This is a genomic window from Caulobacter sp. 73W (assembly GCF_041021955.1).
Taxonomy (GTDB): domain Bacteria; phylum Pseudomonadota; class Alphaproteobacteria; order Caulobacterales; family Caulobacteraceae; genus Caulobacter.
In genome coordinates this window covers 306034-319065 of record NZ_CP158375.1, presented here as the reverse complement: position 1 = coordinate 319065, position 13032 = coordinate 306034, and the positions used below count along the sequence as shown (strand labels likewise).

The 13032-nt window shown below is 66.7% G+C and carries 16 protein-coding genes; 12 read left to right on the top strand and 4 right to left on the bottom strand.

Going from position 1 to position 13032, the window contains the following annotated elements:
• Nucleotides 1–9: 9 nt before the first annotated feature.
• The 3 genes from ABOZ73_RS01525 to ABOZ73_RS01515 form a co-directional block, all read right to left on the bottom strand.
• A complete protein-coding gene (locus tag ABOZ73_RS01525) occupies nt 10–408 on the bottom strand; it encodes a hypothetical protein (protein WP_369060148.1) in 399 nt (132 codons plus the stop codon).
• An 11-nt stretch (nt 409–419) separates the two neighbouring features.
• Complete coding sequence (locus ABOZ73_RS01520; protein WP_369060146.1) at nt 420–3497, bottom strand: TonB-dependent receptor; 3078 nt, start codon at nt 3495–3497, stop codon at nt 420–422.
• 76 nt (nt 3498–3573) lie between these two features.
• The gene (locus tag ABOZ73_RS01515; RefSeq protein WP_369060144.1) at nt 3574–3963 is read right to left on the bottom strand and encodes a hypothetical protein; all 390 of its coding nucleotides are present in this window, start codon (nt 3961–3963) and stop codon (nt 3574–3576) included.
• 134 nt (nt 3964–4097) lie between these two features.
• On the opposite strand from ABOZ73_RS01515, the gene ABOZ73_RS01510 reads away from it, so the two are divergent.
• Together ABOZ73_RS01510 and ABOZ73_RS01505 are read left to right on the top strand one after the other, a co-directional pair.
• Nucleotides 4098–4538 (top strand): SRPBCC family protein, encoded by a 441-nt coding sequence (locus ABOZ73_RS01510; protein ID WP_369060142.1) that lies wholly within the window; start codon nt 4098–4100, stop codon nt 4536–4538.
• Nucleotides 4539–4606: 68 nt separating this feature from the next.
• Nucleotides 4607–5311, top strand: coding sequence for a glutathione binding-like protein (locus ABOZ73_RS01505; protein WP_369060140.1), 705 nt, complete (start codon nt 4607–4609; stop codon nt 5309–5311).
• Here ABOZ73_RS01505 and ABOZ73_RS01500 read toward each other — a convergent pair.
• Nucleotides 5308–5784 (bottom strand): VOC family protein, encoded by a 477-nt coding sequence (locus ABOZ73_RS01500; RefSeq protein WP_369060138.1) that lies wholly within the window; start codon nt 5782–5784, stop codon nt 5308–5310. The genes ABOZ73_RS01505 and ABOZ73_RS01500 overlap by 4 nt on opposite strands.
• A 140-nt stretch (nt 5785–5924) precedes the next feature.
• Between ABOZ73_RS01500 and ABOZ73_RS01495 the strand changes: the two genes are divergently transcribed.
• From ABOZ73_RS01495 to der, 10 genes are all read left to right on the top strand, one after another.
• On the top strand, nt 5925–6269 hold the full coding sequence (locus tag ABOZ73_RS01495) for an ArsC family reductase (RefSeq protein WP_369060136.1): 345 nt from the start codon (nt 5925–5927) through the stop codon (nt 6267–6269).
• A gap of 99 nt (nt 6270–6368) precedes the next feature.
• Complete coding sequence (locus ABOZ73_RS01490; protein ID WP_369060134.1) at nt 6369–6764, top strand: hypothetical protein; 396 nt, start codon at nt 6369–6371, stop codon at nt 6762–6764.
• A 12-nt stretch (nt 6765–6776) separates the two neighbouring features.
• A complete protein-coding gene (locus tag ABOZ73_RS01485; RefSeq protein WP_369060132.1) occupies nt 6777–7316 on the top strand; it encodes an RNA polymerase sigma factor in 540 nt (179 codons plus the stop codon).
• Complete coding sequence (locus tag ABOZ73_RS01480) at nt 7306–7632, top strand: hypothetical protein (protein WP_369060130.1); 327 nt, start codon at nt 7306–7308, stop codon at nt 7630–7632. Before ABOZ73_RS01485 ends, ABOZ73_RS01480 begins: the two co-directional genes overlap by 11 nt.
• Before the next feature lie 108 nt (nt 7633–7740).
• Nucleotides 7741–8139, top strand: coding sequence for a DUF6249 domain-containing protein (locus ABOZ73_RS01475; RefSeq protein WP_369060129.1), 399 nt, complete (start codon nt 7741–7743; stop codon nt 8137–8139).
• 27 nt (nt 8140–8166) lie between these two features.
• Entirely contained in the window at nt 8167–8751 is a 585-nt protein-coding gene (locus ABOZ73_RS01470) for an RNA polymerase sigma factor (protein ID WP_369060127.1), read from the top strand.
• Entirely contained in the window at nt 8744–9124 is a 381-nt protein-coding gene (locus ABOZ73_RS01465) for a hypothetical protein (protein ID WP_369060125.1), read from the top strand. The genes ABOZ73_RS01470 and ABOZ73_RS01465 overlap by 8 nt, the downstream gene beginning before the upstream one ends.
• Nucleotides 9125–9232: 108 nt before the next feature.
• Nucleotides 9233–9982: a tetratricopeptide repeat protein gene (locus ABOZ73_RS01460; RefSeq protein ID WP_369060123.1), complete on the top strand. Its 750-nt coding sequence runs from the start codon at nt 9233–9235 to the stop codon at nt 9980–9982.
• Nucleotides 9979–11364 carry a PQQ-binding-like beta-propeller repeat protein gene (locus ABOZ73_RS01455; protein WP_369060122.1) on the top strand — a complete coding sequence of 462 codons (1386 nt, stop codon included), beginning with the start codon at nt 9979–9981 and terminating at the stop codon, nt 11362–11364. The genes ABOZ73_RS01460 and ABOZ73_RS01455 overlap by 4 nt, the downstream gene beginning before the upstream one ends.
• A gap of 89 nt (nt 11365–11453) precedes the next feature.
• Nucleotides 11454–13016 (top strand): ribosome biogenesis GTPase Der, encoded by a 1563-nt coding sequence (gene der, locus ABOZ73_RS01450; RefSeq protein ID WP_369060121.1) that lies wholly within the window; start codon nt 11454–11456, stop codon nt 13014–13016.
• The last annotated feature ends 16 nt before the right edge of the window (nt 13017–13032 follow it).

Here is a 13032-nt window from a genome sequence, read left to right as displayed (position 1 = left end):
CGTGGTCGCCTAGGGCTCGGCCCGGACGGTCCACGCGACGCGTTCGAACCTGTCGATCAGCCCACGCATCTTGCGTTGCACGGCGGCGAACTCCGCCGTGCCCTCGGCCGCCGCAGCGTCGGCGCGTCTAGCTTCAATCGAAGGGTATTCGCACTCCCAGATCACGTAAGGCGCGCCGCCGGCCTCGCCTTTGCGGACCAGCACCAGGCCGGTCTGCAGGCCCAGCTTCTGGCGCACCGCGGAGGCTTCGAGGCGGGTGGCCAGAACGGCCGCCTCCTGACCGGGCTTTGGGTAGTACTTGTTCTGCACGAGGACCCGTCCGGCTGCAGGAGCGACCGCCTGCGCGGAGGCCGGAGCCGCGGCCAGCAGGAGGGTGAGGGTGAGGGCCGTGGAAGCGAGCGCTTTCATGATGTCGTTCCTCAAAATTCCAGCGTGGTGGTGATGTGCCAGAGGCGGCCCTGCGGCGTATGCAGGCCAGGGCTGTAGCCGAGCGAGCCGTTGGTCAGCGGCGGGTCCTTGTCGAACAGGTTGTTGACGCCCAAGCGCACCCGGCTCTCGGCGGCGCCCAGGGCCTGGAAGCGGTAGTCGACATGGGCGTTGACGGTCAGCCAGGAGCCGACGCGCCAGAAGCTGTTGTCCACGTCGTTGATCGCGCCGGTGCTGTCGAAGGCGCCGACATAGCGGGCGAACGCCCCGGCCGACCAATCGCCGCGCGTCCAGTCGATGCTGGCCGAGCCTTGCCACTTGGGACGGCCGTTGGCCTCAAGCAGGTCGCCGCCGCCTGACACGGTGATCCCCGGCTCGTTGAGGGCGAGGATCGCCGCGCCCTGTTCTGAGACGGTCTGCTCAGCCTTCAACAGGCGGGAGGCCTGAACGTTGAAGCGGAAGTCGCCCAGCGCCGTCCCGCGCAGCCGGTATTCGGCCGACAGGTCCAGGCCCTCGGTGACCCGCGAGTTGAGGTTGAGGAAGGGGTCGAGCTCCTGAACGATCTGGCCCGTCGGCGCCAGGCCAGAGCCTTGGAAGAAGGCGATATCGTCGGCGGTTGGGGCCGAGCGGACGACCGATGAGCTGGAGCGTCCGGACAGGCGTTCTGCGTAGTCGAGCGCCGAGAAGTTGGCCAGGCCGAAGAGGCCGTGGATGCCCTTCTGCTTGATGCGCCAGTAGTCGGCGGTGACCGTCAGGCCGGCAAGGGCGCGGGGCTGGAAGATGGTCCCGAAGGTGTAGCTGTCGTTGCGCTCGGGCTTTAGATCGACGTTGGAGATTCGCAGGCTTTCGGCCTGGGCGTTACCGACCGTGCCGCATGCGCCGAGGGTGGCGATCTGTCCCTTGTTCAGGGCGGCGCGGCACCGATACCAGTCACGCACCGACGAGACACGGCCGGTGGGCGGGCTGTTGAGCAGGATGAGGTTGGGCGCCTTGAAGCCCTCGGCATAGGCGGCGCGGATCTTCAGGCCGTCCACGACTTCCCAGGAGCCGGTGACGCGAGGGGTGAACACGCTGCCCACATCGCTGAAATCCTCCACCCGGGCGGCGAACTGCGCGTCAAGGCTGCGCACCAGGGGGATGTTCATCTGCGGATTGACGATCGGCAGGGCGAGTTCGGCGAAGGCGGAATAGACGTCGCGCTCGCCATAGAGGTCGGCCGAGGCGCTGGAGCCGAGGATGTCGCTGCCGTAGGTCACGCCGGTGACGATGTCGGTGAAGGTGATGGTGCCGTCCTGGCGGGGATCGCGATCCTCGGTCAGGGTCTCCTTGCGAAACTCCACCCCCGCCGCGAAGCCGGCCGCGCCGCCAATGAACCCGAACAGGGCGAAATTGGAGACCTTGAAGTCGGCCAGGAAGAGGCTGGTCTTGTTGAGGCGGATCGCCTCGACCGTGATCGCGTCGATCACCGCCTGAGAGTTGGGCGTGCCGTCGCCCGCGGTCGGGTTGGACAGGTCGCCGCCGTTGAACAGGTTGTAGGCGTCGGGGGTCTGCTTGGCGAGCGACTGCTGGAACAAGGTGTTGCTGATCAGGTTCGAGGCGTCACGGGTGCGGGCCTCGGAATAGAGCAGGGCGCTGTCATAGTCCCAGCGGCCGATCTGACCGCGGACGCCGCCGAGCGCGCGGTAGCTGCTGGTCTCGACATCGACCACGATTGGGCCGGTATCGACCAGTTGCACGCGGGTGCCGGTGGCGGCGTTGTTGATCCCGATTGCGATACCCTCGGTCGGTGCCTCGATGCCGGCCAGGCGATTGGGATTGAGGCGTCCGTCGCTGAAGCGCACCGGGCCAAACGGGTTCCAGTAGTTGCTGGCGGGAATGTAGAGCGGGCTGGTGGCCAGGGGCGTGACGCCTTCGCGCTCGATCACCGAGTTGGCGCGATACCAGGACAGCTCCGTATAGAGCTCGGCCTTGGACGACAGCTCGTGGCTGGCGATAACGAAGAGATTGGCTCGATCCACCGCCGGAAACAGTTCGCGGTCGGAATTGCGGTCCAGCCACAGGCTTTCGTCGATACGGCCGTCGTCGATGCAGAGCGAGCCGCCCAACTGCGCCAGGCAGCCGCCGTAGGTGTTGGGCTGGATGTGGAAGAGCCCGGTGGTGGAGGTGATCAGCGTCCCGTTCTGACGAACGGCGCGGCCCAGGGCGAACTGGCCCCAGGGGGTGTTGTCGGTGGTGCTGCGGAAATCCAGGTCGCCGGCGAAGTTGGTCCCGGCGACGAGATCGCGCTTGTCTTCCGACCGGGAGAACTTACGATCGTTGGTGTGGAGCGCGGTCTGCTTCGAATAGCTGCCGAACAGCGCCAGGTGCGTGCGGCCTTCGTTGAAGCTGAAGCCGGTCTGGCCGTTCAGGATCGCCTCATAGCTCGATGTTTGTTCCGGCACGCGGTAGGCGGCCTGGAGCTTCACCCCCTCATAGCCGCCTTGCAGCACCGTGTTGACGACACCGGCCACCGCATCGGCGCCGTAGAGCGCCGAGGCGCCGTCACGCAACACCTCCAACCGCTCGATGCCGAGCACAGGCAGCGAGTTCATGTTCGGCGTGGTGATCGGGATGCTCTCCTCGCCGGACTGACTGCCCGGATGGAGCACCATCCGCCTGCCGTTGATGAGGGTCAGGGTGTTGCCTGTGCCAAGGCTGCGCAGATTGATCGAGGCGACGTCGCCTCGAACCGCGTTAATGCCGGCGGTGTAGTTGACGTTGTTGGTCAGCAGCGCGCCGTTGCTGGGCAGGGCGCGGAACAGTTCGTCGCCCGAAATGGCGCCGATGGTCTCGATCGCCTGGGCGTCGATGCGGGTGACGGGCAGGGCGCCAGCCACGTTCGCGCCCTTGATCTGGGAGCCGACCACGACAAGCTCGTTGAGGTCGGTTGCGGCGTCAGCGTTTGTGGCCTGCGCCTGCGCGGCCGACGCCAGCAGGGCCAGGCCGCTGACGCCCATGATCAGGGTGGAGAGCGGGTGGATCCTTATGCGACGAACGGGCGCTGAGGCGGTTTCACGGCGGATGGAAGTCATGTCTGGTCCCCCAAAAGAGAACTCCTACTGACGCAGTAGGTATTGAAGGGGCAAAAGAGTTTTTCTGGCTCGTTTGTTAGGGCTCGCGCTGGGATTGCAGTGGGCGGATCGCTCGTGCTGTCAGGTAATCAAGGGTCATCATGATCCGCGTGGAGCAGATCGCGCAGTTCAGCGCGATAGCCGCGCCCTCAGGACAATCGATGCAGGCGTCGCGCCGGCCGGTCTTGTCAAGAAGGCCCAACAGTAGCGACTTGTCGGCAGAAACGGCCGCGTCGACGCCGGTCTCGAACGAATGGTTCATGGCGCTCTCGCAGAGCGTCATCAGGCTGTCGAAGACGCGGGCGAGGAGCTCGGCGTCCAGCGGCTGGAGCAGGGCGTAGAGGCGATGTTGCGTCGGCTGGCGCTCGTCGCGGGCCGAGCGACAGCAGCGCGCGGCGGCCGTCACAAGGCCGGCTTGATCAAGCATCGCAAACTCCATCGCGCCGCATCGGGTCGGCGGAGGTGGAGTACCAATCGTGATAATCGTTCCCAACTTGAGCTTGGCGTCCCGCCGCTGTTGTTAGGATGAACTGATGACCTCACGGCGGTATGAGTCACTCCATGCCGCTCATCCGGACCGAATGCTTCATCCCCGCCAGCCCAGCCGCCGTCTGGGCGGTGCTGGCTGACTTCGCCCGCTATGCCGAGTGGAACCCGCTGAACGTGGAGGCGCGCGGCGAGGCGAGGCTGGGCGGGACGATCTTCACGCGCTTTCGCAATCTGGCGGGTGATCCGAACAAGACGGTCGGCCAGACCGTGCGCATCGTCGCCTGCGAGCCGGGGCGGGAGCTGGCCTGGGCCGGGAACGTGCCGCTGATGTTCAAGGGACGGCACGGTTTCCTGCTGACCCCCGAGGGCGAAGGGACCCGCGTCGTGCAGACCGAGGTGCTGTCCGGCCTGCTGCCGATGATCTGGGGCGATGCGCGCATCCAGCGGGACTTCACGCCCGCCTACGCGGCCGTCGACCGCGCCCTGGCCGCGCGCGTGATGGCGTCGGTATAAAGACTGTAGCGGCCATGGCGCCGGAGCGACCGGGCGCCTAACTGAGGCTCCCATAGCGGAGCCTTGTCATGTCCGACCTTTCCTCGTTCCCGATCACCCAGCGCTGGCCGGCCCAGCATACCGAGCGGTTGCAGCTCTATTCCTGGCCGACCCCGAACGGGGTGAAGGTCTCGATCGCGCTGGAGGAACTGGGCCTGGCCTATGAGCCCCATGTCGTGAACATCGGCCAGAACGAGACCTGGGGGCCGGAATTCCTGTCCCTGAACCCGAACGGCAAGATCCCGGCGATCATCGATCCGGACGGCCCGGGCGGAAAGCCGCTGGCCCTGTTCGAGTTTGGCGCGATCCTGGTCTATCTGGCCGAGAAGACCGGCAAGCTGATCCCCGCCGACCCGGCCGGCCGATACGAGACCATGCAGTGGGTCTTCTTCCAGATGGCCGCCATCGGCCCGATGTTCGGGCAGGTAGGCTTCTTCCACAAATTCGCGGGCCGCGAGTACGAGGACAAGCGTCCGCTGCAGCGCTACGTGGCGGAGTCCAAGCGTCTGCTGGGCGTGCTGGATGCGCGGCTGGACGGCCGCGACTGGATCATGGGCGACCAGTACACCATCGCCGACATCTCGATGCTGGGCTGGGTGCGCAACCTGATCGGCTTCTACGAGGCCGGCGAACTGGTGGAATTCGCCAGTTTCAAGAACGTGGCCGCCTGGCTGGAACGCGGTCTGGCCCGCCCGGCCGTTCAGCGCGGGCTGACCATTCCGTCGAAGGACTAAGCCGCTTCGGCCGCCGCCTCGAGCTTGGCGATGTCGATCTTGACCATCTGCATCATGGCGGCGGCCACCCGGCCGGCCTTGGCTTTGTCCGGGTCGGCCATCAGCGCCGTCAGGCGGCGTGGCGTCACCTGCCAGGACAGGCCGAAGCGGTCCTTCAGCCAACCGCACTGGCTTTCCGTCCCGCCGCCGGACAGCAGCTTCTCCCAGTAGTAGTCGACCTCCGCCTGGTCGGCGCAGTCGATCATGAACGAGATCGCCTCGTCGAACTTGAAGTGCGGGCCGGCGTTCAGCGCCTGGAACACCTGCCCGTCCAGTTCGAACTCCACCACCATCACCGAGCCGGCGGGGGCGGGCATGCCCTCCGAATAGTAAGAGACGTCCCGGATCCTCGAGTTCGGGAAGATCGAGACGTAGAGCTCGGCGGCGTCCTTGGCCTGGGTGTCGAACCACAGGAACGGGGTGATCTTCGGCATCGCGGCGTCCTTCTTGGCTGGAGCGATGATTGCTCGGCGGGGTGTCAGTTCAAGGACGGGCGAGGGTGATGCGATCCGACACGTCCGGCGATTTTTCCGTGCGCCTTGATCTTCCCCGCGAATGGCGGAAGGGAAGGGCCATGATCACCATGTATGGCATCAAGAACTGCGACACCGTCGCCAAGGCCCGCAAGTGGCTGGAGGCCAAGGGCGTGGCCTATGATTTCCACGACTACAAGGCCGTCGGCATCGACCGTCCGCGTCTGCAGGCCTGGGTTGAGGAGTTCGGCTGGGAGACGGTGCTGAACCGCGCGGGGACGACCTTCCGCAAGCTGCCCGAAGCCGATCGCCAGGACATCGACGCCCCCAAGGCGATCGACCTGATGCTGGCCCAGCCGTCGATGATCAAGCGCCCGGTCCTGGACCTGGGGCACAAACGTCTAGTCGGCTTCAAGCCCGACCTCTATGCGGCGGCGTTCAACTAGGCGAAGATTTTTACAGCCTGACTGCATCCAATCTCCCCACCGGCGGCGACTACCAGGCGAGAACGGCGTGGATGAACGCGCCGGCATGGAGACAGGGATATGGAAGATCTCTTCCGCAGTTACTGGTGGCTTCTCTTTCCGCTTTTCGGCTTCGCCTGCGCGGGATGGGACTCGTGGCTTAAGTTCCGCCGACAGCAGGCGACGATCGACCTGCTGAAGACCTACGCCGCGAAGGGGGCCGAGCCGCCCGCCCAGCTTCTGGAAGCGCTTGAGCGTCCGCCGAGCGAGAGCGGCGCGAACGGCGTCGGCGGCAAGGGCCGTGAAGGCCACCTCTATTCGGTGGTGATGTTCGGGGTCATGGCCCTGGGCTTCACCTACGCGGCGGTGACCGACCTGTTCGGGGTCGGGTCGGCGTTCGTGATCGTGTCGGTGGTGATGGCGGCGCTGGCCTTGGCGTCGCTGGTCATCCTGATCGTCACACGCCCGCGCGACTGATGATCACCGTCGATGAACACGGGGTGGAGCGACGAGGCGCTGGTGGCGCAGGCCCGCGCCGGCTCGGACGCGGCCTTCATGCGGCTGGTGCAGCGGCACGAGGCGGTGCTGAGGGGCTTTTTGAGGCGAAGTCTCGGGAGATCGGCGGCCGAGGCGGACGATCTGGCGCAGGAGGTGTTCCTGGCCGCGTGGAGCAATCTGGATGGGTTGAAGGACCCAACGCGAGTTCGGGCCTGGCTGTGCGGCATGGGCTGGCGCAAGGCGCGGGACAGGATGCGCTCGCAACGGCGGGACGCGGCCCGGGACGGCGCCTGGCTGGAGATCGCCGAGGCGACGCCAGGGCTGTCGGCGGAGGATCGGCTGGCGGTCGCCCAGACCATGGGCGAGCTGTCGGAGGGGCAGAGAGCCTGTGTCACCCTGTGCCTGGTCGAGGGCTGGTCGCACAGCGAGGCGGCCGAGGTGCTGGACCTGCCGCTGGGCACGGTGAAGTCCTATGTGGACCGGGGCAGGGCGCGCCTGCTCTCGGCGCTGGGAGGTTCGGATGGAGCGTGACCGCGTGACCCCCGAACAGAAGTTGGCGGCCCTGATGTCGACGGCGGCCAGGCCCACGCCGGTCAGCCCGGTCTTTTCCGCGGCGCTGGCCGAACGGATCGCGCGTCGTCGAGCGGTCTATCGGGTGCTGGCCCTGGTTCCGGTGCTTCTGGCGGCGGTCGCGGTGCTGTGGGCGCTTCAGCACGTGATGTCTCGTGACCGGTTCGAGGCGGTTCTCGCGCCGTTGTCGCCCGGCGTCATCAGCCTGCTGGCGGCGCTGGCGACGGCGTTCGCCGGAAGGTTCCTGGCCGGAGTTCTGGCGCGTCAGCGAGTATGACGAAGGTTTAATCAGAACTCCTGCATCTGTTGCGGGTCGTCAAAGCCTCTTCCCTACAGAAGGCGGAAGCGACAGGCTCACCGCTGCAAGTCAAAAGGGGTTCTGTTCATGGAAATTCTCATCCCGCTCGCGCCATTCATCATGGTCATCGCGATCGTCGTCATCCCGAAGTGGCTGAAGAGCCGTGAGCGCCAGGAGATGCAGGCCACCATCCGCGCGGCCATCGACAAGGGCCAGGAACTGCCGCCGGAACTGATCGACGCGATGAGCAAGGATGTGAAGGTCCGCAAGGTCTCCTCCGCTCAGAGCGACATCCGGACGGGCATCATCCTGATCTCCGTCGGCGCGGGCATCGCCGCCTTCGGCTGGATGGTCGGCTACCAGGAGAGCGACGCCTTCTATCCGCTGCTGGGCATCGGCCTGATCCCGGGTCTGATCGGCGTGGCCTACGTGGTTCTCAGCTTCTTCAACCCGAACAAGGGCGACCGGATCGAGAAGCAGGGCTGATCGCGATCCAGTTGGGGAGATTGGATCATGGGCAAGACAAGCCCGCCTAATGTCGGAAGTCTGCACGACGTCGAATTGGCCACGCTTGCGGCCACCGGTGATCGGCCGGCCTTCGGCGAGCTGGTGCGCCGCCATGGCTCCGCGGTCCGGGCGCTTCTGCGCCGGATGGGGGCGGAAGCTTCGGTGGCCGACGACCTGGCTCAGGACGCCTTTCTGCAGGCGTTCGAACGGGTCGCGGAGTTCCGCGGGGAGGGGCCGTTCGCGGCCTGGGTCAAGCGGATCGCGGCCCGGCTCTACGTTCGTCGCTGGCGTAAGGAATCTCGCCTTATCGCCGCCACAGATGATGGTGAAGCTTCGGAAGGACACGGGGGAGAAGCATTCGCGGCGACGCGGATCGATCTCGACGAGGCGCTGCGCGCGCTTCCGGCTTCGGAGCGGATGTGCATCTCGCTCTGCTACGGCGCGGGCCTGTCCCATGCCGAGGCGGCCGAAGCGCTAGGTGCGCCCCTGGGAACGGTGAAATCCCATGTCAAACGTGGTTTGGATAGGCTCAGAGGCCGCTTGGCTCCACAGGATGGAACGACGGCGGCCGGGAGGCAGGGTCATGGCTGACCTGGAGTTCGAAACGCGACTGGACCGCATGTTCGCGGACACCCCAGTCTTCGAGGACCGCGAGGTCTTCGCCCGCCAGGTGGTCACGCGCCTGGAACGCGGTTGGTCGATGCGGCAATGGACGATCTGGATCGCTGGCTTCATCGGCGGCCTGACCGGCGTGTGGCAGCTTATCCGTTCCGGCATTCTGGTCCGGGCGGAGGACATTCCGACCGAGCCGGTAAGGCAGCTGTCGCACCGTGTTATGGAGGCGTCGAAAGTGGGTCTGGAGTTCTCCAGCCTGCCGTTTGGCGGCGAGGTCATGTGGGCCGCGGCGGGTCTTTCGACCCTCGCCGTGATTTTTGTGGCCATGCGCGCGGTCGGAGAGCTGTAACAGCGACTTAATCGCCCCGCGGGTGCGTTGCGGGGAGGCGTGCGACGCTATAGGTTCGCGGCCTCTTCTGCGCCCCCGCGGGCGCGTGTGCTTTCGGAGCCCCTGTACGTGGTCGACGTGTTTGATGAGGTGGAGGAGCAGCTTCGCTCTGACCGCTACAAGACCCTTGCTCGCAAGACGGCTCCCTGGGTGGTCGGCGGCTTGGCCATCGCCCTGGCGGGTTCGCTGGGCTATTGGGCCTGGGACAGCCACAGCCGCCGCACGGCCGCCGAGGCGTCCGAGAAGTACGCCGCAGCTGTCGAATTGTTCGGCGCCAACAACACGGCCGCCGCGACCACGGGCTTCGAGGCGATCGCCAAGTCCGGCACGCCCGCCTACAAGGCCCTGTCGCTGATGCAGCTGGCGGGGATCAAGGTCGAGGAGGGCAAGACCGCCGAGGCGGTGACCCTGTTCGACCAGGCCGCCGAAGCAGCCCCCGACCAGGCCCTGGGCGACGCCGCGCGCCTCAAATCCGCCTTCGCCCTGCTCGATACGGCCCCGTACGCCGACATCGAGAAGAGGCTGACGCCCTTGACGGAAGAAAAGCGGCCCTACCGGGTCCAGGCCAAGGAAGCCCTGGCCTTCGCCAAGCTCTCGGCCGGCAAGATGGATGAGGCGCGAGGCGACTTCTCCGTCCTGACCCTTCTGCCTGAATCCAGCGAACAGGTTCGCGAGCGCGCCCGCACCGCCATGCAGATGATCGACTCCGGCTCGGCCAAGTCGCTGCCGGCGATCGCCAAGGCCGCCGCCACCGCCGCGCCGATGGCGCCGCCGGCCGCTCCGGCCCAGATGCAACCTGCTCCGGAGGGCGCGCAATGAAGCGTCGCCTTCTGACCGCCGCCGCCGTCACCCTGGTGGCGATGGGCGGCCTGTCCGCATGCTCGACCGTCGGTTCGGCTGTCTCGGCCATCAACCCGTTCGACGGCAAGGACACGAACAAGACCACCGCCACCCAGGGCGAACGCATCTCGATCATCGCCTTCGACCAGAAGGTCGAGCAGAACGAGGGCCTGAAGGGCGCGGATTTCTACCTGCCGGCCGCCGAGCCGCGCGCCGACTGGCCGCTGCCGGGCGGCACGCCCGAGCAATCGGTCGAGCACGTCCAGGCGGGCGCCAACTTCCAGATCGCCTGGCGCAAGGGCTTCGGTGAAGGCTCGGGCCGTTCGGCCCATGTCACCACGCCGCCCGTCGCCGCCGAAGGCAAGATCTTCGTCATGGATGGCGAAGCCAAGGTCGTGGCCTTCGACGCCAAGACGGGCGCTGAGATCTGGAGCCGCAACCTGAAGCCCAAGGAGCGGCGCGACCGCGACGGCTACGGCGGCGGCATCGCCTATGCCGACGGCAAGCTCTATGTGGCCTCGGGCTTCCGCTTCGTGACCCAGTTGAACGCCGCCACCGGCGAGCAGGGCTGGAAGCGCGACGTGTCAAACCCGATCCACGGCGCTCCGACGGTGGCCGCCGGCCGCGTCTATGTGGTCAACATCGACAACGAGCTGCTGACCTTCGAGACCGCCACGGGCGCTCCGAACTGGAACTACCAGGCGCTGACCGAGCCGGCCCGCATCCTGGCCGCGTCCTCGCCGGCCATCTCGGGCGACACCATCGTCGCGCCGTTCTCGTCGGGTGAACTGGTGGCCCTGCGCGTCGGCAACGGCAACGAGGTGTGGAGCGAGGCCCTGTCCCGCGCCAGCCGCACCAACGCCCTGTCCGAAATCCGCGACATCGCGGGCCGTCCGGTCATCTATCGCGGCGACGTCCTGGCTGTCAGCCACTCGGGCGTCTTCTCGGCCACCGACCTGCGGACCGGCCAGCAGCGCTGGAACATCCCGGTCACCGGCATCGGCTCGCCCTGGGCGGCCGGCGACGTGGCCTTCGTGGTCTCCAAGGCCGGTGAAGTGATCTGTGTCTCGCGCGAGAACGGTCAAGTCTACTGGATCCGCGACCTGAACTCGACCGAAGGCCTCAGCAAGCGTCAGCTGAAGAAGCGCCGCAAGAACCCGGTCATCTGGTCCAGCCCGATCCTGGCTTCCGACCGCCTGATCACCGTGTCCAGCCGCGGCGAGGCCGCCGCCCTGAACCCGAAGACGGGCGAGGTGATCTCCACCCTGAAGCTGGGTAAGTCCGCCATGCTCGCCCCGATCGCCGTCGGGGACATGCTCTACGTCGTCACCGACGACGCCAAACTGATCGCGATCCGCTAGGCCAAAGCGCGCTTTTTTGCGCGCTTAACCTTGGTCCGCTAAAACAACAGCGCCCCTCGCATTCCTGCGGGGGGCGCTTGGATTCTGAAATGCCCCTCAAACTCGCCATCGTCGGCCGTCCGAACGTCGGAAAATCGACGCTGTTCAACCGTCTCGCCGGCAAGAAGCTCGCCATCGTCGACGACCAACCGGGCGTCACGCGCGACCGCCGCTTCGCCGCGGGCCGGATCGGTGATCTTGAGCTGGAGCTCATCGACACCGCCGGCTTCGAGGACGTGAAGGACGAGAGCCTGGAATCGCGCATGCGCGCCCAGACCGAACTCGCCATCGACGAAGCGGACGTCACCCTGTTCGTCTTCGACGCCCGCGAGGGCATCACGCCGGCCGACCAGATCTTCGCCACCATCCTTCGCCGCCGGAACCGGCCGACCCTGGTCGCCGCCAACAAGGCCGAGGGCAAGGCGGGCGAGGCGGGCACGGCCGAAGGCGCGCGTCTCGGCCTGGGCGAGCCGATCCCGATCAGCGGCGAGCATGGCGAAGGCATGGCCGAGCTCTACGCCGCCCTGCTGCCGTTCGAGACTCAGGACGCCGAGCCTATCGACAAGGACAAGCCGATCATGGTGGCCGTGGTCGGCCGCCCCAACGCCGGCAAATCCACCCTGGTCAACGCCCTGATCGGGGAGGATCGCCTGCTCACCGGCCCCGAGGCTGGCATCACCCGCGACGCCATCTCGGTCGATTGGGAGTACGGCGACCGAAAGTTGCGCCTCGTCGACACCGCCGGCATGCGCCGCAAGGCCCGCATCGACGAGAAGCTTGAGAAGCTGTCGGTGCAGGACTCCATCCGCGCCATCACCTTCGCCGAGGTGGTGATGCTGGTCATGGACGCCACGCATCCCTTCGAGATTCAGGACCTGCAACTGGCCGACCTGGTCGAGCGGGAAGGGCGGGGTCTGGTTTTCATCCTGACCAAGTGGGATCTGGTCGAGAACCCGCAGGCCAAGCTGAAGGAATTCATCGAGCACGCCGAGCGCATGCTGCCGCAGGTTCGCGGCACGCCGGTGATAGCCCTGTCGGCTGAGACGGGTCGGGGCCTGGATCGCCTGATGCCGGCCCTGCTGAAGGTCCACACCAACTGGTCGACTAAGGTGAAGACCCGCGACCTGAACGACTGGCTGCAGCTGGCGATGCAGAGGCATCCGCCACCCTCCGTCGGCGGCCGCCGCGTGAAGCCCAAGTACATGGCGCAGACCAAGGCGCGCCCGCCAACGTTCGTGCTGTTCTCCAGCCGCGCGGACCAGATGCCGGACCATTACCGCCGCTATCTGGTGAACAGCCTGCGCGAGAGCTTCGACCTGCCGGGGGTGCCGCTGCGCATCACCATCAAGTCAGGCGCCAATCCATATGCCGAGGGCGAGGCCAAGAGCGGCCCGCGCCCGCAGCCCCGCTACGCCAAGGTCGCGGCCAAGGTGAAGAAGGCCAAGGAAGAGCAGGCCACGGCCATCGACGCCAACGGCAAGACGGTCAAGATCGGGGTCAAGAAGGCCGCGCCGAAGAAGGCGGTCGTTCGTCCGCGTTCGGCGCCGAAGGGCCTGACCAGCGCCAAGTCCGGCCGCTCCAAGGGCGCGCGGCCGGGCCCCCGCAAGGGCTAGGGATAGATGGAAGGCG

Coding starts and splice junctions, on each gene's coding strand:
- ABOZ73_RS01525 (WP_369060148.1), bottom strand. CDS start 408: ATGAAAGCGCTCGCTTCCACGGCCCTCACCCTCACCCTCCTGCTGGCC.
- ABOZ73_RS01520 (WP_369060146.1), bottom strand. CDS start 3,497: ATGACTTCCATCCGCCGTGAAACCGCCTCAGCGCCCGTTCGTCGCATA.
- ABOZ73_RS01515 (WP_369060144.1), bottom strand. CDS start 3,963: ATGCTTGATCAAGCCGGCCTTGTGACGGCCGCCGCGCGCTGCTGTCGC.
- ABOZ73_RS01510 (WP_369060142.1), top strand. CDS start 4,098: ATGCCGCTCATCCGGACCGAATGCTTCATCCCCGCCAGCCCAGCCGCC.
- ABOZ73_RS01505 (WP_369060140.1), top strand. CDS start 4,607: ATGTCCGACCTTTCCTCGTTCCCGATCACCCAGCGCTGGCCGGCCCAG.
- ABOZ73_RS01500 (WP_369060138.1), bottom strand. CDS start 5,784: ATGCCGAAGATCACCCCGTTCCTGTGGTTCGACACCCAGGCCAAGGAC.
- ABOZ73_RS01495 (WP_369060136.1), top strand. CDS start 5,925: ATGATCACCATGTATGGCATCAAGAACTGCGACACCGTCGCCAAGGCC.
- ABOZ73_RS01490 (WP_369060134.1), top strand. CDS start 6,369: ATGGAAGATCTCTTCCGCAGTTACTGGTGGCTTCTCTTTCCGCTTTTC.
- ABOZ73_RS01485 (WP_369060132.1), top strand. CDS start 6,777: ATGAACACGGGGTGGAGCGACGAGGCGCTGGTGGCGCAGGCCCGCGCC.
- ABOZ73_RS01480 (WP_369060130.1), top strand. CDS start 7,306: ATGGAGCGTGACCGCGTGACCCCCGAACAGAAGTTGGCGGCCCTGATG.
- ABOZ73_RS01475 (WP_369060129.1), top strand. CDS start 7,741: ATGGAAATTCTCATCCCGCTCGCGCCATTCATCATGGTCATCGCGATC.
- ABOZ73_RS01470 (WP_369060127.1), top strand. CDS start 8,167: ATGGGCAAGACAAGCCCGCCTAATGTCGGAAGTCTGCACGACGTCGAA.
- ABOZ73_RS01465 (WP_369060125.1), top strand. CDS start 8,744: ATGGCTGACCTGGAGTTCGAAACGCGACTGGACCGCATGTTCGCGGAC.
- ABOZ73_RS01455 (WP_369060122.1), top strand. CDS start 9,979: ATGAAGCGTCGCCTTCTGACCGCCGCCGCCGTCACCCTGGTGGCGATG.
- der (WP_369060121.1), top strand. CDS start 11,454: ATGCCCCTCAAACTCGCCATCGTCGGCCGTCCGAACGTCGGAAAATCG.